The organism is Mixta theicola (assembly GCF_002895925.1).
Classification (GTDB): Bacteria; Pseudomonadota; Gammaproteobacteria; order Enterobacterales; family Enterobacteriaceae; genus Mixta; species Mixta theicola.
The window spans coordinates 323,010-344,506 of the sequence record NZ_NWUO01000001.1 but is presented as its reverse complement, the minus strand read 5'-3'; the positions used below and the strand labels follow the sequence as shown (position 1 = coordinate 344,506).

The window sequence follows — 21,497 nt, the reverse complement described above, 5'->3', positions numbered from 1 at the left end:
TTGAGTAATCTCTCCCTTGATTTTTCTTCCGAACAGTTTCAACCGCTGGCCGCGCGTATGCGGCCAACCACGCTGAAACAGTATATCGGCCAGCAGCATCTGCTGGCCCCGGATAAGCCGCTAACGCGCGCTATCGAAGCGGGCCATCTACATTCAATGATCCTTTGGGGGCCGCCCGGCACCGGGAAAACTACGCTGGCCGAGCTGATTGGCCGTTACGGCAATGCGGACGTTGAGCGCATCTCGGCCGTTACCTCCGGTATTAAAGAGATTCGCGAGGCGATTGAACGAGCGCGTCAGAATCGTCAGGCAGGCCGACGCACCATTCTGTTTGTTGATGAAGTGCATCGATTTAATAAAAGCCAGCAGGATGCATTTTTACCGCATATAGAAGATGGCACTATCACTTTTATTGGCGCGACGACGGAAAACCCATCGTTTGAGCTGAACTCCGCGCTTTTATCGCGCGCGCGCGTTTATCTGCTGAAATCCCTGACGGCGGACGATATTGAAACGGTATTGCAGCAGGCGCTAACCGATAAAGAACGCGGGCTGGGCAAGGAAAATATCGTCCTGCCTGAATCCACCCGCCGGATGATTGCCGAGCTGGTTAACGGCGATGCGCGCCGGGCGCTTAATACGCTGGAAATGATGGCCGATATGGCTGAAAGCGATGCGCAGGGCCAGCGGGAATTAACGCCTCAGCTGTTAAATGAGGTATCCGGCGAACGTGCGGCGCGCTTTGATAATAAAGGCGACCGCTATTACGATCTGATTTCAGCGCTGCATAAATCGGTGCGCGGTTCTGCGCCAGACGCGGCGCTGTACTGGTATGCCCGTATTATTACGGCAGGCGGCGATCCGCTGTACGTTGCGCGTCGTCTGCTGGCTATCGCTTCTGAAGATGTAGGAAACGCCGATCCGCGCGCGATGCAGGTGGCGATTGCCGCATGGGATTGTTTTACGCGCGTCGGCCCGGCGGAGGGCGAACGCGCTATTGCCCAGGCGATTGTTTATCTTGCCTGCGCGCCGAAAAGCAACGCGGTCTATACCGCCTTTAAAGCAGCAATGCGCGATGCGCGTGAAAAACCAGATTTTGATGTACCGGAGCATCTTCGCAACGCGCCGACGAAGTTAATGAAAGAAATGGGGCTGGGTAAAGCCTATCGCTACGCACATGATGAACCGAACGCCTATGCCGCAGGCGAAGACTATTTCCCCGCTGAGATGGCGCAAACGCGTTACTATCAGCCCACCAGCCGCGGGCTGGAAGGCAAAATTGGCGAAAAGCTCGCCTGGCTTGCGGAACAGGATCAAAATAGCCCGACAAAACGCTACCGCTAACCCAGACGTTGCGGTAAGGTTAGCGCAAAGCCAGGTGGACCCTGAAGGAACGCTTTGGTTCAAAACCTTTTTTTAATCACAGTAAGCACAGGATAAGCATGCTCGATCCCAATCTGCTGCGTAACGAGCCAGACGCAGTCGCAGAAAAACTGGCACGCCGAGGATTTAAACTGGATGTGGAAACGCTGCTCTCCCTTGAAGAGCGCCGTAAAGTGCTGCAGGTAGAAACGGAAAACCTGCAGGCCGAGCGTAATGCGCGTTCCAAATCTATCGGGCAGGCTAAAGCACGCGGGGAAGATATTGAGCCACTGCGTCAGGAAGTCAACGCGCTGGGCGAGCGTCTGGATGCGGCTAAAGCCGAGCTGGATGTCCTGCAGCAGCAGATCCGTGATTTTTCGCTGGCTTTGCCAAACCTGCCTGCAGATGAAGTGCCGCTGGGTAAAGATGATACGGAAAATCAGGAGATCCTGCGCTGGGGCGAACCGCGTCAGTATGATTTCCCGGTGCGCGATCACGTTGACCTCGGCGAGATGGCAAAAGGGCTGGATTTCGCCGCGGCCGTTAAGCTGACCGGCTCCCGTTTTGTGGTTATGCAAGGGCAGATTGCACGTCTGCATCGCGCCCTGGGCCAGTTTATGCTCGATCTGCATACGCAGCAGCATGGCTATACCGAAACCTACGTGCCTTACCTGGTTAACCATGCGACGCTGTTTGGCACCGGTCAGCTGCCCAAGTTCGGCGAAGATCTGTTCCACACCCGGCCGCTGGAAGAAGAGTCAGACAGCAGCAACTATGCGCTGATCCCGACCGCCGAAGTGCCGCTGACCAATCTGGTGCGTGATGAAATCGTTGAGGAAGAATCCCTGCCGATTAAACTCACCGCACATACGCCTTGCTTCCGCGCTGAAGCGGGTTCTTATGGCCGTGATACGCGTGGTCTGATCCGCATGCACCAGTTCGATAAAGTTGAGATGGTGCAGATCGTTCGTCCGGAAGATTCCATGCAGGCGCTGGAAGAGCTGGTTGGCCATGCGGAAAAAGTACTGCAATTGCTAAACCTGCCGTACCGTAAAGTGCTGTTGTGCACCGGCGACATGGGCGCCAGCGCAGCGAAAACCTACGATCTGGAAGTCTGGCTGCCGGCGCAGAACACTTACCGCGAGATCTCTTCCTGCTCTAATATGTGGGACTTCCAGGCGCGTCGTATGCAGGCGCGCTGCCGCAGTAAAAATGATAAGAAACCGCGTCTGGTTCATACGCTGAATGGCTCTGGCCTGGCGGTGGGTCGTACCCTGGTTGCGGTACTGGAAAACTATCAGCAGGCTGATGGCCGTATTGAAGTACCGGAAGTGCTGCGCCCTTATATGGGCGGATTAACCATTATCGGTTAATTATCGCTATGAACTATCAGGCCCGCCGCAATTTCCGGCGGGCTTTTTTATTAAAATAAATATATCGTTATCAGCCGCTTCTTTATATTTAACTTTTTGATTTTACAGTATAAATTCCCGTTAGCGTATGAAATTTATGCAGTGAAACTCTCTCCAGGATAAAAATATTAAATCGGCCCGCGGCAAATTGTGCGGCGCGCAAATTGGGCAGATTGACTTTAAAAACAAGAGTGGCAATATTCGCGCACTTTCTTCTTGCTTCCCTGTGATTTAGCCAATGTTCACCTGGTCTCGTCCCGTTGTGCTGTTGCTCTGCGGCCTGCTGCTGCTGACGGTTTCTATTGCCGTGCTTAATACCCTGGTTCCTTTGTGGCTGACGCACGATAATCTGCCCACCTGGCAGGTAGGCGTAGTGAGCTCATCCTATTACACCGGTAACCTTATCGGGACGCTGCTGGCGGGCTGGCTAATCAAGCACTATGGATTTAATCGCAGCTTCTATTTTGCTGCGCTGGTTTTTGCTATCGCTACGGTGGCGCTGGGCCTGAATGAGGGCTTCTGGAGCTGGACGCTGTGGCGTCTGGTAGCAGGTATTGGCTGTGCCTGGATTTGGGTGGTGGTGGAAAGCGCATTACTTTGCAGCGGCACGCTACGCAACCGCGGTCAGCTGCTGGCTGCTTATATGATTGTTTACTATCTCGGCACGGTTGCCGGTCAGCTGCTGGTGAGCAAAGTATCTACCGAGCTGTTGAACGTTTTGCCCTGGATTACCGCCGTGATTGTCGCTGGCGTACTGCCGGTTATCTTTATGAAAATTACAACTGCCGCGCATGAGGAAGATGGCGCACCGGGCCGCATGTGGCCGATGCTCCGTCGTCGTAGCTCACGGCTTGGCATCAACGGCTGCATTATTTCCGGCATTGTACTGGGCTCTTTATATGGTCTGATGCCGCTCTATCTTTCTCATCAGGGCATCAGTGATGCTAACGTCGGCTACTGGATGGCATTGCTGGTGAGTGCGGGCATTGTAGGGCAGTGGCCGGTAGGGCGTATGGCCGATCGCTACGGCCGGTTGCTGGTGCTGCGCGTGCAGGTATTTATTGTGATCCTCGGCTCGATTGCCATGCTCAGCAATATGGCGATGGTCCCGGCGCTGTTTATTCTGGGCGCAGCCGGCTTTACGCTTTATCCGGTGGCAATGTCGTGGGCATGTGAGACGGTTAAGCAGCATGAACTGGTGGCGATGAATCAGGCGCTGCTGCTGAGTTACACTATTGGCAGCCTGGCGGGGCCGAGTATGACGGCTCTGCTTATGCAGAGCTATTCCGATCGGTTACTGTTTGTCATGATAGCTGCCGTTGCGCTGATCTATCTGGTCATGCTGCTGCGTAAGGCAGACCATCATATTACGCCGGTGGCGCAGGCCTAATCAGCGTTAAAAAAGGCGATACCGTCGCCCTTTTTTGGCTGGTTACAGGTTAATACATTACCTTATGACCGTAACCTTCCAGAATATGCTTTATGCGTTCCATGGTGTCAGCCTTTGGCGGTTTGACGCCATCCAGCTTATATTCCTCACCCATAGCAATCCATTTATGCTTGCCTAACTCATGATAGGGAAGCAGTTCAATCTTTTCGACGTTTTGCATATCGCGGGTAAATTCGCCAAGGCGATGCGCAGAATCATCATCATCTGTGTAGCCCGGTACGATGACGTAACGTATCCAGGTTCGAATGCCCTTTTTGGCGATATAGCGGGCAAAATCCAGGGTGCGATGATTAGAGACGCCAACCAGAATTTGATGTACATCGTCATTGATCTGTTTCAAATCGAGCATCACCAGGTCGGTGACCTCCAGCAGCTCATCAATCACCGGATCGTAACGACGCACGAAGCCGTTGGTATCAAGACAGGTATGGATGCCTTCCGCTTTACAGGCGCGGAACCAGTCGCGGACAAAGGCGGCCTGCAGTATCGCTTCGCCACCGGAAGCGGTTACGCCGCCTCCCGATGCATTAATAAAATGACGATACGAAAGAACATCTCTCATGAGCTCTTCTACCGTCACTTCTTTACCACCATGCGTATCCCAGGTATCACGGTTATGGCAATAAAGGCAGCGCATCAGGCAGCCCTGAAAAAAAGTAATGAAGCGGATGCCTGGGCCATCAACGGTGCCACAGGATTCGAATGAGTGAATACGACCGACGGATGATGACATTGCGATGAGTTCTCCAAAATAAACCTGCCTGGCAGGTGACGCAGTCTTTAGAGGCTGCTGCGTTAAGTTGAGTCTGTTTTGCCAGATGACCTCAGTATAGATCTCTGGCAAACCAGGCTGTTGGTAAAAAGGCTCCCGCAGGAGCCTTTTATTAGCGTGAGGAACGATTACAGCGACTGGGTGAAAGTACGCGTAATGACATCCTGCTGCTGTTCTTTCGTCAGCGAGTTGAAACGTACCGCATAACCGGAAACGCGGATCGTCAGCTGCGGATATTTTTCCGGGTGATCCATAGCGTCCATCAGCATCTCACGGTTCATGACGTTAACATTCAGATGCTGACCGCCTTCAATCGCCGCTTCGTGATGGAAGTAACCATCCATCAGGCCAGCCAGGTTAGTTTTACGCACATTGTCATCTTTACCCAGCGCGTTCGGTACGATAGAGAAGGTGTAAGAAATACCATCTTTAGCGTAAGCAAACGGCAGCTTAGCAACAGAAGTCAGCGATGCAACGGCACCTTTCTGATCGCGGCCATGCATTGGGTTAGCGCCAGGTCCGAAAGGCGCACCGGCACGGCGACCATCCGGGGTGTTACCGGTTTTCTTACCGTAAACCACGTTGGAAGTAATGGTCAGCACAGACTGAGTCGGAACGGCGTTGCGGTAGGTATTCAGTTTCTGAATTTTCTTCATGAAACGTTCAACCAGGTCACAGGCCAGGTCATCAACGCGCGGATCATTATTACCAAACTGCGGATATTCGCCTTCGATTTCAAAGTCTGTTGCCAGACCATCTTCATCGCGAACCGGTTTAACTTTGGCATATTTGATGGCGGACAGCGAGTCTGCCGCTACGGACAGGCCGGCAATACCACAGGCCATGGTGCGATAGACATCGCGGTCATGCAGTGCCATCAGCGCCGCTTCATAACTATATTTATCATGCATATAGTGAATGATATTCAGCGCGGTAACATACTGTTTAGCCAGCCAGTCCATAAAGTGGTCAAGGCGAGCCATTACGGTAGCGAAATCCAGTACGTCATCCATAATCGGCGCTTCTTTCGGGCCGACCTGCATTTTCATTTTCTCGTCAATGCCGCCATTGATTGCGTACAGCAGCGTTTTGGCAAGGTTGGCGCGCGCACCGAAGAACTGCATCTGTTTGCCGACAATCATTGGGCTTACGCAGCAGGCGATAGCATAGTCATCGTTATCAAAGTCCGGGCGCATCAAATCGTCGTTTTCATACTGGACGGATGAGGTATCAATAGAGACTTTAGCCGCATACTTTTTAAAATTAATCGGCAGCTGTTCTGACCATAGAATGGTCATGTTCGGCTCCGGAGACGGCCCCATGGTGTACAGGGTGTTCAGGAAGCGGAAGGTGGTTTTTGTGACCAGCGTACGACCGTCGGTGCCCATACCCGCCAGGGATTCAGTAGCCCAAATCGGGTCACCGGAGAAGAGCTCATCATATTCCGGCGTACGCAGGAAGCGGACCATACGCAGCTTCATGACCAGATGATCGATCAGCTCTTGTGCTTCCAGCTCGCTCAGTTTACCTGCCTGTATGTCGCGTTCGATATAGACATCAAGGAAAGTAGAGACGCGGCCAAAGGACATCGCTGCGCCGTTTTGTGATTTCACTGCCGCCAGATAGGCGAAGTAGGTCCACTGTACCGCTTCACGTGCATTCGTTGCCGGGCGAGAAATGTCGCAGCCATAGGACGCCGCCATCTCTTTCAACTGACCCAGCGCACGATGCTGTTCAGAGATTTCTTCACGCAGGCGGATGGTGGCTTCAAGATTAACGCCGTTTTCCAGATCGCTCTGCAGAGAGCTGAACTGAGCAAACTTATCCTTCATCAGATAATCGATACCGTACAGCGCTACGCGACGGTAGTCACCGATAATACGGCCACGGCCGTAAGCGTCCGGCAGACCGGTCAGAACGCCAGATTTACGGCAACGCAAAATATCCGGCGTGTAAACATCGAACACGCCCTGGTTATGCGTTTTACGGTATTCGGTAAAGATTTTTTTCAGCTGCGGATCCAGCTCGCGGTTGTACGCTTTGCAGGAGCTTTCCACCATTTTAATCCCGCCAAAGGGGATAATGGCGCGTTTCAGCGGAGCGTCAGTTTGTAAACCGACAATTTTTTCCAGGCTTTGCTCGATATAGCCTGCATCATGTGAAGTAATGGTTGCCGCAACGCGGGTATCGAAATCAACCGGCGCATGGGTACGGTTTTCAATTTTGATGCCTTCCAGCACTTTGTTCCATAGCTGAATGGTGGCATCGGTAGCACCGGCCAGGAAGGATTCATCCCCTTCGTATGGCGTATAGTTTTTCTGAATGAAATCGCGAACGTTAACTGATTTTTGCCATTCGCCTGCGGTAAAACCTTCCCAGGCGGCAACCAGTTTTTCATTGAGCTCGGTCATAATATACCTACCTTCTGATAAAAGTTCTTTTTTTGAGCCGCCAGACAAACCTCTGTCGGCTCGAATTCGTGTACAGTTGCTGCTAGTGCGCCGCCGTGTTGCCGCGCAGATAAATAAACCAGTAAGTTAACCCTACCAGCAGCCCACCACCGATAATGTTGCCAATGGTGACGGGGATCAGGTTATCCATGATGAAATGGCTCAGCGTCAGGTTTGGAAACTGAGCGGCGGTTGCACCTGTCGCCTGCCAAAACTCCGGCGCCGCGAAATCATGAATAACGATAGCCATTGGGATCATGAACATATTAGCGATGCTGTGTTCAAAACCGCAGGCAACGAACATCGCAACCGGCAGGGCCATGGCCAGCATTTTGTCTGTCAGGCTGCGGCCGGAATAGCTCATCCAGATTGCCAGGCAAACCATTAAATTCGCCAGCGTGCCGAGACAAACGGCCTCAATAAAAGAGTGATGCATTTTATGATCGGCGGTTTGTAAGACATTTAATCCCCATGCGCCGTTAGCCACTTCATGTTCGCCGGAAAACCAGATAAGACCGACAAAAAACAGCGCGCCAAACAGGTTGCCGATGTAAACGTTGATCCAGTTGCGCGCCAGCTGACCCCAGCTAATGCGTCCGCTGGCTTTCGCCACAACAATCAAAACGGTTGACGTAAACAGATCTGCGCCGCAAACCACTACCAGCATCAAACCCAGAGAGAAACAGAGGCCGCCGACCAGTTTCGCCAGGCCGTAAGGAATATCAGCCGTTCCTGTGGTGGCGGTAATATAAAAAACGAAGGCGATAGAGATAAATACGCCAGCGTTAATAGCCAGAAAAAAGGTAATTAACGGGTGTTTATTCGCTTTATAAACGCCGGCGTCTTCAGCGGCTTTCGCCATTGCCTGCGGCAATAATAAATTGAAAGGGTTGTCAGTATTCATACTAACGCACTCCCATAAAATATCGTCGCAGGGATACTAACAAAGGAGTATTTAGTGAAAATTGATATAGATCATATTGGACGAGCGACTGTAGAGGTGAGATGGCAATATATATTGGATTTTACTGGTTAACTTTTTGATTTTTATGGATAAAATTTATTTTAATTTATATATTTAAAATTGAAATTGGCATTTAATGTACAAACGGGAATGACTTTAAAAGGATCTGGTTTTGATTAAATGTTATCAAAGCGGAATTTAAAATATCCTGTTGGTAACATTTGGCTAACTAAAAAAGCCAGCTGAGGTTAAACAGCTGGCGCAAAATTTACGGATGTTCGGTTATTTACTTCCAGTTATTACGCTTGGCCTGTTGCAATTTCTCATACGCAGCCAGCAGGGCCTGATGAGCAGGAAAAGCCAGCAGGTCAAGATCAACGGCTTGCAGGCCATAAAAAGGCGCTTCGCCATTTATGGCGGCTGACGCTGCTTCAACGGCCTCAGCACCATACATACGTACAAATGCGTGATAATACTGCGTCGGATCGCGTTCTTCTTCCTGGGAAAGCAGCAGGAGCGTTTGCAGGCAGCGATAGTAGTTAGCGCGTTCAGCAGTAAAGACCGAACCATTGAACTCCATCGTCCATTCAGTCCAGATCAGGGCCTGATCGAGATCGCCGCCCGCCAGCGCCAGCATCGCTTTCAGCTCGCCGATACGCAGGGTATACCAACCATTATCTTTACCGGTAGCCAGGCCAAGCAGCTCCCGTACCCGGGTAAAATCATCGTGGCCTTCTTCATCTAACTGCTCGATCAATGCCAGATAATCTGCTTTATCCCATTGGCTGTCAGGCAGCGCCAGCAGCGTTTCACGCAGGCCTGCGCCCATATTGTTATTGGCCAGCAGCAGATCTTCAGCCGGATAAATATCTGACATGCCGGGAACAATAATACGGCAGGCGTAAACGTCCAGATGTTCATAATCCGCAATATAAACTTCTTGATCTTCGGCCTTAAAAATGGCCATAAGCGTAGCGAATTCTTCTTCTGTGCTGCCATCAAAGCGCCAGTCTACAAACGGATAATCGGCTTCTTCTTTGAACAAATCCCATGAAATCGAACCGCTGGAATCGATGAAGTGCGTTTCCAGGTTGGCATGTTCCGCCACTTCTTCATCATCAAAAGTCGGCGGCGTAAAGACATCCAGATCTTTGAGACTACGCCCCTGCAGCAGTTCAGTTACGGTACGCTCCAGCGCCACGCCAAAATCAGGATGAGCGCCGAATGAAGCGAAGCAGGTGCCATTGGTCGGATTAAATAACACCACGCAAATAACCGGATATTTGCCGCCTAACGAGGCGTCATAAGCAAAAATCGGGAAGCCTTCAGCCTCAAGGCTGTTAATGGCTTCTACCACTCCTGGATAGCGATCCAGTACGTTCTGCGGGATAGCCGGCAGACTGATCGCTTCCGCGATAATGCGGTTTTTTACATAGCGCTCAAACACTTCAGACAGGCCCTGTACGCGCGCTTCATTACGCGTATTACCTGCGGACATGCCGTTAGAAACATACAGGTTGCCGATGATATTCATGGGAATATACACCGTCCGATCGTCAGACTGGCGGGTGAAAGGCAGGGCACAAATCCCGCGATCGGCATTACCTGACTGCAGATCGATAAGATCGCTGGCGCTCAGCTCATTTTCCGGATCGTAAAACTGGCGCAGGCGGGGATCCAAAATGCCTTCCGGCAGGCTGTCGTCATCCGGCAATGGGAACCATTTTTCATTGGGATAATGAACAAATTCGCCGTTGGCGATGGTTTCGCCTAACCAGAAGTCAGCGAAGAAGTAGTTCGTCGATAAGCGTTCGAAATACTCACCCAGCGCGGAAGCCAGCGCAGCCTTCTTACTTGCGCCTTTACCATTCGTAAAGCAAAGCGGGCAATCGCGGTCGCGAATATGCACCGACCAGACGTGGGGCACAGGATTTAGCCAGGAGGCTTCTTCAATATTGAAGCCAAAGTCCTGCAGCTTCTGTTGGAAGCGTGTAATAGAATCTTCCAGCGCGGCGTCTTTGCCTGGGATAAAGGTTTGAGTCATGTAGCCTACTATATGATGTTGGTTGAGCGTAAAGCGCGCAATGATACGTATTTTCTACCGCTGGCGCTATTAGCGGGCGGCGATTTCATTCCCGGTATGGTGGCAAAATTATTATTTTCTTTCTGGTTCCAGCGTTTCGCTCGGCGTGGAACCTCATAAAATATCGTACCGCTTTGCTTTCGCCATACAAGCTGTTGCGGCAGGAGGCTGGAAAATGTGATCGCGCCCGGATAAATGTTTGCAGCCTGCCGGTGGCAGTGATAAAACCGATAGCCTATTCATAATCAACCGATCTGACAGTGGTGACGGGAAATGACGCAGATTTATAATTTTAGCTCCGGCCCAGCAATGCTGCCGGTAGAAGTGCTTCGTCGTGCAGAACAAGAGCTTTGCAACTGGAATGGACTGGGAACCTCCGTGATGGAAATCAGCCATCGCAGCAAGGAGTTCATTCAGGTGGCAGAAGAAGCAGAAAAAGATTTACGCGATCTGCTGAAAATCCCCGATAATTATAAAGTTTTATTCTGTCAGGGCGGCGCACGCGCGCAGTTTGCTGCGGTGCCGATGAACCTGTTGGGCGCGGCAAAAACCGCAGACTATATTGACGGCGGCTATTGGGCGCATAGCGCTATCCAGGAAGCGCAAAAATACTGTACGCCTAACGTGATTGACGCGAAGACCCAGGTTGATGGCAAGCGCGCTTTACTGCCTATGCGCGAGTGGGCGTTGAGCAACGATGCTGCCTATGTCCATTTCTGCCCTAATGAAACTATCGATGGCCTTGCCATTGATGAACAACCTGATTTTGGCGATAAAGTTGTGGTGGCCGATCTCTCTTCCACTATTCTTTCTCGTCCGCTGGATATCAGTCGCTACGGTGTTATCTATGCCGGAGCGCAGAAAAATATTGGCCCAGCCGGATTGACGTTGGTTATCGTACGTGACGATCTGCTGGGCAACGCGCAGCAGGCGCTGCCATCGGTGCTGAATTATAAAACGCTGGCGGAAAATGATTCTATGTACAATACCCCGCCGACGTTTGCCTGGTATCTTTCAGGCCTGGTATTTAAATGGCTGAAAGAGCGTGGCGGCATCAGCGAAATGGATAAAACGAATCAGGCCAAGGCCGATTTGCTGTATGGGGTCATCGACCGTAGCGATTTCTATCGCAATGATGTCGCCGTCAGCAACCGCTCACGAATGAATGTGCCTTTCCAGCTGGCTGATGCCGCGCTGGATAAACTTTTCCTTGAAGAATCTTTTGCCGCCGGGCTGCATGCTTTGAAAGGGCATCGCGTTGTTGGCGGTATGCGCGCTTCTATTTATAACGCTATGCCGTTGGAAGGCGTAAAAACCCTGACCGATTTTATGGTTGATTTTGAACGTCGGCACGGCTGATTCCCGGTTTAATATTGTTTAGAAACCTCGCCCTGGCGCGAGGTTTTATTGTACTGGCTTTACGGAGAGAAGTTTTCATATGCAGGAATCCCTGACACTACAACCCATAGCCCGCGTTGACGGTACGGTAAACTTGCCTGGCTCAAAAAGCGTCTCTAATCGCGCTTTACTGCTGGCTGCGCTGGCTCAGGGAACGACACGTCTGACCAATCTCCTGGACAGCGATGACGTTAAACATATGCTTAATGCGCTTGAGGCATTAGGCGTCGGCTATAGGCTGTCAGCGGATCGTACCGTCTGTGAAGTTAACGGCACCGGGGGACCACTAAAAGCAGAAAAGGCGCTGGAACTGTTCCTTGGCAATGCCGGAACCGCTATGCGTCCCCTGGCGGCGGCACTCTGTCTGGCCAGCAATGATATTATTCTGACCGGTGAGCCGCGCATGAAAGAGCGTCCTATTGGTCATCTGGTTGATGCGCTGCGTCAGGGCGGCGCGCAAATTGATTATCTGGAGCAGGCCGACTATCCCCCGTTACGCATTCACGGTGGTTTTACCGGCGGCGAGGTTAGCGTAGACGGTAGCGTCTCAAGCCAGTTTTTAACGGCCCTGCTGATGGCTGCACCGCTGGCGCCTCAGGACACGCATATTGCCATTAAAGGTGATCTGGTATCGAAGCCCTACATTGATATTACGCTGCACCTGATGAATACCTTTGGCGTAACGGTAGAAAACAATAATTACCAACGCTTCTCGATCCGTGGACAGCAGCGCTATGTCTCACCCGGCAGCTATCTGGTTGAAGGCGATGCCTCTTCTGCGTCTTATTTTCTCGCCGCCGCCGCAATAAAAGGCGGCACGGTGCGCGTTACCGGCGTGGGCCGCAACAGCGTACAGGGCGATATTCGCTTTGCTGACGTGCTGGAAAAAATGGGCGCTAAAATTGAGTGGGGCGATGACTATATCGCTTGTACGCACGCTAAATTACACGCTATCGATCTGGATATGAATCATATCCCCGATGCGGCAATGACCATTGCGACCGCGGCATTATTTGCTGAAGGCACGACAGTATTACGCAATATTTATAACTGGAGAGTTAAAGAAACCGATCGGCTGTCAGCGATGGCCACCGAGTTGCGTAAAGTCGGCGCTGAGGTGGAAGAGGGGCATGACTTTATCCGTATAACGCCTGGGCAGCACCTTACTTCGGCGAGCATCGGCACCTATAACGATCACCGTATGGCGATGTGTTTTTCGCTGGTGGCGCTCTCGGATACAGCCGTGACCATCCTTGATCCGAAATGTACCGCTAAAACCTTTCCGGACTACTTTGAACGCCTGGCGGCTATCAGTACTTTAGCCTGAAAAAACGCCGTTACCGCTGACTTAAGGCGTGACGGCTAACGCATTTCGTCATTTTAGCTTTTAGCGGAAGTTCTTAAAAATAACAATATTTAGCAGCTGTCTATGCTTAAAGATAACGTTCTGAATGATTGCAGCGTATAATATGCCGCGACTTGTGAATGAATGCAGGTAGCCATAAGAACGACCAGCAGCGACAGGAGAATAAAATGACGGCAACAGCCCCGGTAATTACCATTGATGGTCCAAGCGGTGCGGGCAAAGGCACGCTCTGCAAGGCAATGGCTGAGGCGCTGCAGTGGCATCTGCTTGATTCTGGTGCTATTTATCGCGTATTAGCGCTGGCAGCCCTTCATCATCAGGTAGATATCGAATCAGAAGAGGCGCTGGTGCCTATCGCCGCGCATTTGGATGTGCGCTTTATTTCTACCGATGGTGAAATGGCGGTCATTCTTGAAGGCGAAGACGTAACGGGTGAAATCCGCACGCAGGAAGTGAGCAACACGGCGTCAAAAGTGGCGGCTTTTCCACGGGTGCGCGAGGCTTTATTGCGGCGTCAACGCGCGTTTCGCGATATGCCCGGCCTGATTGCCGACGGCCGCGATATGGGCACGGTGGTGTTCCCCGATGCGCCAGTAAAAATTTTTCTGGACGCCAGCTCCGAAGAGCGAGCGCACCGCCGTATGCTACAGTTGCAGGAAAAGGGCTTTAGTGTTAACTTTGAACGCCTTTTAGCCGAGATAAAGGAGCGCGACGAGCGCGACCGTAATCGGGCTATCGCACCGCTGGTGCCCGCGCAAGATGCGCTAGTGCTGGATTCAACCAGCATGAGTATTGAGCAGGTGATTGATACCGCGCTCAATTATGCCCGTGAAAAGCTGGCATTATCGTAGGCTGGCGGCTGAACAGATGTAATAACCTGGTGATAAGGAACGTCATCAGGCATGTTAAACAACCCCATCCGGCAGGAAGTCAGGTGGACGTTAAATTTACCTATCTAAAGATTAAATATGACTGAATCTTTTGCTCAACTGTTTGAAGAATCCCTGAAAGAAATCGAAACCCGCCCGGGTTCCATCGTTCGCGGTGTTGTTGTTGCTATCGACAAAGATATCGTACTGGTTGACGCCGGTCTGAAATCTGAGTCTGCCATTCCGGCTGAGCAGTTCAAGAACGCCCAGGGCGAGATTGAAATCCAGGTTGGTGACGAAGTTGACGTTGCTCTGGACGCAGTAGAAGACGGCTTCGGTGAAACCCTGCTGTCTCGTGAGAAAGCGAAGCGTCACGAAGCATGGCTGATGCTGGAAAAAGCTTACGAAGAAGCTGCAACTGTAACTGGCGTGATCAACGGCAAAGTCAAGGGCGGCTTCACTGTTGAGCTGAACGGTATTCGTGCGTTCCTGCCGGGTTCCCTGGTTGACGTGCGTCCGGTGCGCGATACGCTGCACCTGGAAGGCAAAGAGCTTGAGTTCAAAGTAATCAAGCTGGATCAGAAGCGCAACAACGTTGTTGTTTCTCGTCGTGCCGTTATCGAATCTGAAAACAGCGCAGAACGCGATCAGCTGCTGGAAAACCTGCAGGAAGGCATGGAAGTCAAAGGTATCGTTAAGAACCTCACTGACTACGGCGCCTTCGTTGATCTGGGCGGCGTTGACGGCCTGCTGCACATTACCGATATGGCCTGGAAACGCGTTAAGCATCCGAGCGAAATCGTTAATGTTGGCGACGAAATCACCGTTAAGGTACTGAAGTTCGATCGCGAGCGTACCCGTGTATCTCTGGGCCTGAAACAGCTGGGCGAAGATCCGTGGGTAGCTATCGCTAAACGTTATCCGGAAGGGACTAAACTGACCGGTCGCGTAACCAACCTGACTGACTACGGCTGCTTCGTTGAAATCGAAGAAGGCGTTGAAGGCCTGGTACACGTGTCTGAAATGGACTGGACCAACAAAAACATCCATCCGTCCAAAGTTGTTAACGTTGGCGACGTGGTAGAAGTGATGGTTCTGGATATTGACGAAGAACGTCGTCGTATCTCTCTGGGCCTGAAACAGTGCAAATCCAACCCGTGGCAGCAGTTTGCGGAAACCCATAACAAGGGTGACCGTGTTGAAGGTAAAATCAAGTCAATCACCGACTTTGGTATCTTCATCGGCCTGGAAGGCGGCATCGACGGTCTGGTTCACCTGTCTGACATCTCCTGGAACGCGACTGGCGAAGAAGCGGTTCGTGAGTACAAAAAAGGTGACGAAATCGCCGCGGTGGTTCTGCAGGTTGACGCAGAGCGCGAGCGTATCTCCCTGGGCGTTAAGCAGCTGGCAGAAGACCCGTTCAACAACTACATCTCTCTGAACAAGAAAGGTGCAATTGTTACTGGTAAAGTAACTGCAGTTGACGCTAAAGGTGCTACAGTTGAATTAGCAGACGGCGTTGAAGGCTACCTGCGCGCTTCTGAAGCTTCACGTGACCGTATCGAAGACGCTACTCAAGTGCTGAATGTGGGTGATGAAGTTGAAGCTAAATTCACCGGCGTCGATCGTAAAAACCGCGTTGTAAGCCTGTCTGTACGTGCTAAAGACGAAGCTGACGAAAAAGATGCTATCGCTACTGTTAATAACAAACAGGAAGAAAGCAACTTCTCTAACGCTATGGCTGAAGCATTTAAAGCCGCTAAAGGCGAATAATCGTCTTCGGGCTCCGGGTTGCCTTTTGGCGCCCGGTTCCTGTAGCAAGCTGTCAGACCATTCCCACAGGGATTAACCGGAGGACTAATGACCAAGTCAGAACTTATTGAAAGACTTGCGGCCCAGCAAACTCATATCCCGGCGAAAGCCGTAGAGGATGCGGTAAAAGAGATGCTTGAGCATATGGCCACTACGTTGGCTCAGGGTGAACGCATCGAAATCCGGGGGTTTGGCAGTTTCTCTTTGCATTACCGTGCGCCGCGCGTTGGTCGCAACCCTAAAACTGGCGATAAAGTGGAACTGGAAGGTAAGTACGTTCCACATTTTAAACCGGGTAAAGAATTGCGCGATCGTGCGAACATTTACGGCTAAGGCAAAATGACGACAGATAAAAAACGACACTTTGTGTCGTTTTTTTTTTGCGCCTGATTTAACTAATGCGCGCCTGCTCACAGCAAGCCGCCGACGTTTGTAAACAGTAAAATCTCTTTGCGTCATCGCTTCCGGCGATGCCAGCAGCCCTCTGCGCTTAGCGTATCAATTCGGCATACTCATCCTTCGTTTATAAGGATGAAACTATGCCATATCCTCTCCCTGTGCTGGCTTTATTAACCACGCTTGCGACGCTTCCCTTACTCTTTTTATCGCAGCTGCCAGAACGTAATAGCCTTGTGTATCTACTCATCGCAGCGCTGGTAGCAATCATGCTGCCGCAGCGGGCATTACGCTATATGGGAATAGGGGGGATGTTAATGGTCTGGGCATTACTGGCCGCACGCCAGACCATAGAACCGCTCGTTAAGTTATCCGCAAGGGCCATTGAAGTACGTACTGAAATCACCCAGGTCTTACATGATAAAGGGCGGCTGATAGTAAAAATAGTTGAGCATGAGGATAAGCGGATGTTTCCTCCGGTTTATGCCAGCGTAATGACAGGTAGATTTGAAGAGACGTGGTGTGCGGGTCAACGTTGGGAAATGAAACTCCGCTTGCGTCCGGTGCACGGGCGCCTGAATGAAGGGGGTTATGATGCTCAGCGTTTTGCTCTGGCTAATAATACCCCGCTACAGGGCAGGCTGCTGGCTGGCCGCCCGCTCAGTACTGGCTGCTCATGGCGTCAGCGCCTGATGTCTTATGCTCAGCAGCAGTATCAGCATTTACCCTGGCATGGCGTAATGACCGCCTTACTTTTTGGCGATCGACAAGAGGTTGCCGCTGAAACACGTGCTCTGCTGAGAGATACCGGTATTGCGCATTTAATGGCGATTTCCGGTATGCATATCAGCCTGGCCGCCTCGCTGGGATGGATAGCAGCCAGAGGATTACAGTTTTTGCTGCCGACATGGCGTATACGTTATCCGTTGCCGTTATTGTTTAGCCTGAGCGTAGCCGCAGCCTACTGCTGGCTGTCAGGTAACAATCCACCGGCAGTCAGGGCGATGACCGCGCTAACATTATGGGCGCTGGTGCGCTTTCAGGGGATCAACTGCAGCAACTGGCAGATTTGGCTGGTTTGCCTCGGCGGGATCCTGTTTATTGATCCCGTTGCGATACTGTCGGATAGCTTTTGGCTCTCCGTCGTGGCGGTAGCCATTTTGCTGTTTTGGTTCCAGTGGTTTCCATTGCCTGTGCGCTGGCGCTATCGTAAGCGCTGGATGCTTTTACAGCTAATGCATCTACAGCTGGGGATGCTGCTGCTCCTCATTCCCATCCAGATTTTTATCTTTCATGGAGTCAGTCTGACATCGCTACCGGCGAATATGCTGGCCATACCGATCGTCTCTTTTATTACGGTTCCGGCATTGCTGTTTGCATTGATTATGCCTGCCGGCTGGCTTGCCTTACCGCTCTGGTGGGTGGCAGATCGCTCACTGGCGCTGACCTTTCATCTCTTAACTTTCCTGCCGGAGGGATGGCTATGGCTGGGAAAAGAGGCGCTGATCGCCAGCCTTATCGTATGGTTATTATTCGTCGCTTTTCGCCTGGGCTGGTGGCAGCGCGCGCCAGCAGCGTTAATCGCCGCCTGCTGTCTGCCTGGGCTGTGGCATATCACCCGCGTTGAGCCTGAATGGCGGCTTGATATGTTAGATATTGGTCATGGGCTGGCGATGGTTATCTCGCGTAACGGACATGCCCTGGTTTATGACACCGGCAACCGCTGGCCAGCAGGAAGCGCTGCCCGACAAACCCTGCTGCCATGGTTAAACTGGCACGGGCTATCGGTGGATACAATAATTATCAGCCACCAGCACCTCGATCATATCGGCGGATTAGCCGATATGCAGCGGGCCTGGCCCGAAGCCGTGGTGCGTAGCGCGCTCACGTTGCCAGGCCATCAGCCCTGTATTGCGGGAGTGCGATGGCAATGGCAAAAGCTGAACTTTAATGTACTTTGGCCACCGGCGGTTAGCACGCACGGCAATAACAATGATTCCTGCGTTGTGCGGGTTGATGATGGCCGTTACCGGGTACTGTTAACGGGCGATTTGGAAGCTGAAGCTGAAAAACAGTTGCTGCGACGCGATCGTTTAGCGCTAAAGGCCGATCTTATTCAGGTACCGCATCACGGTAGTAAAACCTCATCGACCGCAGCGCTGCTACGCAATGTTAAAGGTAGCGTAGCGCTTGTTTCGGTAGCGCGTTATAACGCCTGGCGTTTGCCTTCTGCCCGGATTATCGAACGCTATCGTAAAAATGGCTATCACTGGCACGATACCTCGCGCTCCGGGCAGCTTAGCGTAGGGTTTTATCGTGATGGATGGCAAGTCAAGGGGTTAAGAGAACAAATAATGTCCCGCTGGTATCATCAGTGGTTTGGCGTACCGGATGAATCCAGGTAAAATAAGCGGCTATTTCAAACAAAGCTGGTTAAATAATGCATCAAGATAAAGATCTCTCAACATGGCAGACCTTTCGTCGCCTTTGGCCGATGATCGCACCGCATAAAGCGGGGCTGATTGTGGCAGCCGTAGCGCTGATTATCAACGCGGCAGGCGATACCCTCATGCTGTCATTGCTGAAACCTTTACTGGATGAAGGCTTTGGTAAGGCCGATAAATCGGTCTTAATATGGATGCCGCTGGCCGTAATCGGCCTGATGCTGATTCGCGGCGTGACCAGTTATGCTTCAAGTTACTGTATTTCATGGGTTTCCGGCAATGTCGTAATGAATATGCGTCGCCGTTTATTCACCCATATGATGGGAATGCCGGTCTCTTTTTTCGACCAGCAGTCTACCGGGACGCTGCTGTCGCGTATAACCTATGACTCTGAACAGGTTGCCTCCTCTTCTTCCAGCGCTCTGGTCACCGTAGTACGTGAAGGCGCGTCGATTATCGGCCTGTTCATTATGATGTTTTACTACAGCTGGCAGCTGTCGCTGATCCTGATAGTACTCGCGCCGGTTGTTTCTATGGCTATTCGCACCGTCTCCAAACGTTTCCGCAGTATCAGTAAAAATATGCAGAACAGTATGGGACAGGTCACCACCAGCGCTGAGCAAATGTTGAAAGGGCACAAAGAGGTGCTTATTTTCGGCGGACAGGATGTAGAAGCTAAGCGTTTCGATAAAGTCAGCAACCACATGCGCCATCAGGGAATGAAGCTGGTTTCCGCTTCGTCTATTTCCGATCCTATTATTCAGCTGATCGCTTCTCTGGCCCTGGCTTTTGTTCTATATGCCGCCAGCTTTCCCAGCGTAATGGATACCCTGACGGCAGGGACTATTACCGTGGTCTTTTCTTCAATGATTGCGCTAATGCGTCCGCTGAAATCATTAACTAACGTTAATGCTCAGTTTCAACGAGGAATGGCCGCCTGTCAGACGCTGTTTTCTATTCTTGATAGCGAACAGGAAGTGGATACCGGCACGCGCGAAATTGAACGGGCGCAAGGGAAAATCGAATTCCGTAACGTCACCTTCAACTACCCTGGGCGCGATGTTCCGGCGCTGCGTAATATTAATCTGACCATTCCGGCCGGTAAAACCGTGGCGCTGGTAGGGCGATCCGGCTCGGGTAAATCGACCATCGCCAGCCTGCTGACGCGTTTTTATGATATTCAGCAGGGGGAAATCCTTATGGATGGCCACGACCTGCGGGAATATACCCTGCGTTCCCTGCGTAATCAGGTCGCGCTGGTCTCGCAAAATGTCCATCTGTTTAACGATACCATCGCTAACAATATCGCCTACGCGCGCAACGAGGTTTACAGCCGGGAAGAGATCGAGCAAGCCGCAGAGATGGCGCATGCCATGGACTTTATCCGCAAAATGGATAACGGCCTGGATACCGTTATTGGTGAAAACGGCGTCCTGCTTTCCGGCGGCCAGCGTCAGCGTATCGCTATCGCCCGCGCTCTGCTGCGTGATAGCCCGGTCCTGATTCTGGATGAGGCTACCTCGGCGCTGGATACCGAATCTGAGCGTGCTATCCAGTCAGCGCTGGACGAACTGCAGAAAAACCGCACCTCGCTGGTTATTGCGCATCGCCTGTCCACCATCGAAAAAGCAGATGAAATCGTGGTGGTTGAAGATGGACAAATTATTGAGCGCGGTACGCATGATGAACTGCTTAGCCAGCGGGGCGCCTATGCGCAACTGCATAAGATGCAGTTTGGTCAATGATTGAGCGCATCTGGAGCGGCCGCTCGGCGCTGTATCTGCTATTGCTGCCGTTCAGCCTGCTGTATGGGCTTATCGTCACCCTTATTCGGCTTAGTTATCGGCTTGGCCTGCGCCATGCCTGGCGTGCGCCGGTGCCGGTGGTGGTGGTGGGGAATCTTACCGCAGGCGGCAACGGCAAAACGCCGGTCGTTATCTGGCTGGTGGAGCAGCTGCAACAGCGCGGGCTGCGCGTGGGAGTGGTCTCACGCGGCTATGGCGGCAAGGCCGATCGTTACCCACTGCTGCTGAACGCCGCGATCTCGACGCTGGAAGCCGGAGATGAGCCGGTACTGATCGCTCAGCGTACCGGCGCGCCGGTTGCAGTAGCGCCGGTGCGCCGTGACGCCGTTAAAGCCTTGCTCGCCGCCGGTCCGTTGGATCTGATCGTTACTGATGATGGTTTACAGCATTATGCTTTGGCGCGGGATATAGAAATTGTCGTGGTAGATGGCGAACGGCGCTTTGGCAACGGCTGGTGGTTACCTGCGGGCCCGATGCGTGAGCGTGCCGGCCGGCTACAGCAGGTTGATGCCATCATTATTAACGGCGGAGAGGCCGGGAAAGGCGAGCTTGCGATGGCGCTACAGCCAGGCGAAGCGATAAACCTGAGGACGGGCGCCAGCTGTCCGGCGTCTGACTTATCGCCGGCGATCGCGATGGCGGGTATCGGCCACCCGCCGCGCTTTTTTTCTACGCTGCGTCAGCATGGGGTCGAGGTTGTTCAGGCCGTACCGTTTGCCGATCATCAGGCCTACAGCGAAGCGAGTTTAGCGGCGCTTACGCCAGGCAATGAACCTTTAATCATGACGGAAAAGGATGCGGTGAAGTGCCGGGCTTTCGCCCATGACAACTGGTGGTATTTGCCGGTTGAAGCACGGTTATCCGCGGCTGCTGAACCTTTACTGCAAAAAATTATTGCGCTGTGCCGCTAGCTG

Annotated in this window: 15 protein-coding genes; 11 read left to right on the top strand and 4 right to left on the bottom strand. The window is 52.1% G+C overall.

Features of this window, described 5'->3' with window-relative positions; genetic code table 11:
* The 3 genes from COO59_RS01620 (at nucleotide 1) to COO59_RS01610 (ending at nucleotide 4,164) form a co-directional block, all read left to right on the top strand.
* Nucleotides 1-1,344, top strand: coding sequence for a replication-associated recombination protein A (locus COO59_RS01620; RefSeq protein WP_103058083.1), 1,344 nt, complete (start codon nucleotides 1-3; stop codon nucleotides 1,342-1,344).
* A gap of 98 nt (nucleotides 1,345-1,442) precedes the next feature.
* Complete coding sequence (serS, locus tag COO59_RS01615; protein WP_103058082.1) at nucleotides 1,443-2,735, top strand: serine--tRNA ligase; 1,293 nt, start codon at nucleotides 1,443-1,445, stop codon at nucleotides 2,733-2,735.
* Nucleotides 2,736-3,012: 277 nt separating this feature from the next.
* On the top strand, nucleotides 3,013-4,164 hold the full coding sequence (locus COO59_RS01610; RefSeq protein ID WP_103058081.1) for an MFS transporter: 1,152 nt from the start codon (nucleotides 3,013-3,015) through the stop codon (nucleotides 4,162-4,164).
* Between the two features lie 49 nt (nucleotides 4,165-4,213).
* Here the strand turns inward: COO59_RS01610 and pflA are convergent, their stop codons facing one another.
* The 4 genes from pflA to ycaO form a co-directional block, all read right to left on the bottom strand.
* Nucleotides 4,214-4,957: a pyruvate formate lyase 1-activating protein gene (pflA, locus tag COO59_RS01605; protein ID WP_103058080.1), complete on the bottom strand. Its 744-nt coding sequence runs from the start codon at nucleotides 4,955-4,957 to the stop codon at nucleotides 4,214-4,216.
* 167 nt (nucleotides 4,958-5,124) lie between these two features.
* The gene (pflB, locus tag COO59_RS01600) at nucleotides 5,125-7,407 is read right to left on the bottom strand and encodes a formate C-acetyltransferase (RefSeq protein ID WP_103058079.1); all 2,283 of its coding nucleotides are present in this window, start codon (nucleotides 7,405-7,407) and stop codon (nucleotides 5,125-5,127) included.
* Between the two features lie 82 nt (nucleotides 7,408-7,489).
* Entirely contained in the window at nucleotides 7,490-8,350 is an 861-nt protein-coding gene (gene focA, locus COO59_RS01595; RefSeq protein ID WP_103058078.1) for a formate transporter FocA, read from the bottom strand.
* Between the two features lie 346 nt (nucleotides 8,351-8,696).
* A complete protein-coding gene (gene ycaO, locus COO59_RS01590; RefSeq protein ID WP_103058077.1) occupies nucleotides 8,697-10,454 on the bottom strand; it encodes a 30S ribosomal protein S12 methylthiotransferase accessory factor YcaO in 1,758 nt (585 codons plus the stop codon).
* Nucleotides 10,455-10,766: 312 nt separating this feature from the next.
* On the opposite strand from ycaO, the gene serC reads away from it, so the two are divergent.
* From serC to lpxK, 8 genes are all read left to right on the top strand, one after another.
* The gene (gene serC, locus COO59_RS01585; protein ID WP_103058076.1) at nucleotides 10,767-11,852 is read left to right on the top strand and encodes a 3-phosphoserine/phosphohydroxythreonine transaminase; all 1,086 of its coding nucleotides are present in this window, start codon (nucleotides 10,767-10,769) and stop codon (nucleotides 11,850-11,852) included.
* A gap of 79 nt (nucleotides 11,853-11,931) precedes the next feature.
* Nucleotides 11,932-13,218 carry a 3-phosphoshikimate 1-carboxyvinyltransferase gene (gene aroA / locus COO59_RS01580; protein WP_103058075.1) on the top strand — a complete coding sequence of 429 codons (1,287 nt, stop codon included), beginning with the start codon at nucleotides 11,932-11,934 and terminating at the stop codon, nucleotides 13,216-13,218.
* A gap of 206 nt (nucleotides 13,219-13,424) precedes the next feature.
* Nucleotides 13,425-14,108, top strand: coding sequence for a (d)CMP kinase (cmk, locus tag COO59_RS01575; protein ID WP_103058074.1), 684 nt, complete (start codon nucleotides 13,425-13,427; stop codon nucleotides 14,106-14,108).
* 117 nt (nucleotides 14,109-14,225) lie between these two features.
* Nucleotides 14,226-15,899, top strand: coding sequence for a 30S ribosomal protein S1 (gene rpsA / locus COO59_RS01570; protein ID WP_103058073.1), 1,674 nt, complete (start codon nucleotides 14,226-14,228; stop codon nucleotides 15,897-15,899).
* Nucleotides 15,900-15,986: 87 nt separating this feature from the next.
* Nucleotides 15,987-16,271 carry an integration host factor subunit beta gene (gene ihfB / locus COO59_RS01565; protein WP_038627039.1) on the top strand — a complete coding sequence of 95 codons (285 nt, stop codon included), beginning with the start codon at nucleotides 15,987-15,989 and terminating at the stop codon, nucleotides 16,269-16,271.
* Nucleotides 16,272-16,477: 206 nt separating this feature from the next.
* Nucleotides 16,478-18,739 carry a ComEC family protein gene (locus COO59_RS01560; protein ID WP_103058072.1) on the top strand — a complete coding sequence of 754 codons (2,262 nt, stop codon included), beginning with the start codon at nucleotides 16,478-16,480 and terminating at the stop codon, nucleotides 18,737-18,739.
* 35 nt (nucleotides 18,740-18,774) lie between these two features.
* Nucleotides 18,775-20,523, top strand: a complete 1,749-nt coding sequence (gene msbA / locus COO59_RS01555; RefSeq protein ID WP_103058071.1) for a lipid A ABC transporter ATP-binding protein/permease MsbA — start codon at nucleotides 18,775-18,777, stop codon at nucleotides 20,521-20,523.
* Entirely contained in the window at nucleotides 20,520-21,494 is a 975-nt protein-coding gene (lpxK, locus tag COO59_RS01550) for a tetraacyldisaccharide 4'-kinase (protein ID WP_103058070.1), read from the top strand. Before msbA ends, lpxK begins: the two co-directional genes overlap by 4 nt.
* Nucleotides 21,495-21,497 lie beyond the last annotated feature (3 nt).

Excerpts from the sequence above, each read along its gene's own strand:
- COO59_RS01610 (WP_103058081.1), top strand. The coding sequence starts at position 3,013 with ATGTTCACCTGGTCTCGTCCCGTTGTGCTGTTGCTCTGCGGCCTGCTG.
- lpxK (WP_103058070.1), top strand. The coding sequence starts at position 20,520 with ATGATTGAGCGCATCTGGAGCGGCCGCTCGGCGCTGTATCTGCTATTG.
- serS (WP_103058082.1), top strand. The coding sequence starts at position 1,443 with ATGCTCGATCCCAATCTGCTGCGTAACGAGCCAGACGCAGTCGCAGAA.
- COO59_RS01560 (WP_103058072.1), top strand. The coding sequence starts at position 16,478 with ATGCCATATCCTCTCCCTGTGCTGGCTTTATTAACCACGCTTGCGACG.
- ycaO (WP_103058077.1), bottom strand. The coding sequence starts at position 10,454 with ATGACTCAAACCTTTATCCCAGGCAAAGACGCCGCGCTGGAAGATTCT.
- cmk (WP_103058074.1), top strand. The coding sequence starts at position 13,425 with ATGACGGCAACAGCCCCGGTAATTACCATTGATGGTCCAAGCGGTGCG.
- serC (WP_103058076.1), top strand. The coding sequence starts at position 10,767 with ATGACGCAGATTTATAATTTTAGCTCCGGCCCAGCAATGCTGCCGGTA.
- aroA (WP_103058075.1), top strand. The coding sequence starts at position 11,932 with ATGCAGGAATCCCTGACACTACAACCCATAGCCCGCGTTGACGGTACG.
- ihfB (WP_038627039.1), top strand. The coding sequence starts at position 15,987 with ATGACCAAGTCAGAACTTATTGAAAGACTTGCGGCCCAGCAAACTCAT.
- focA (WP_103058078.1), bottom strand. The coding sequence starts at position 8,350 with ATGAATACTGACAACCCTTTCAATTTATTATTGCCGCAGGCAATGGCG.
- pflB (WP_103058079.1), bottom strand. The coding sequence starts at position 7,407 with ATGACCGAGCTCAATGAAAAACTGGTTGCCGCCTGGGAAGGTTTTACC.
- rpsA (WP_103058073.1), top strand. The coding sequence starts at position 14,226 with ATGACTGAATCTTTTGCTCAACTGTTTGAAGAATCCCTGAAAGAAATC.
- msbA (WP_103058071.1), top strand. The coding sequence starts at position 18,775 with ATGCATCAAGATAAAGATCTCTCAACATGGCAGACCTTTCGTCGCCTT.
- pflA (WP_103058080.1), bottom strand. The coding sequence starts at position 4,957 with ATGTCATCATCCGTCGGTCGTATTCACTCATTCGAATCCTGTGGCACC.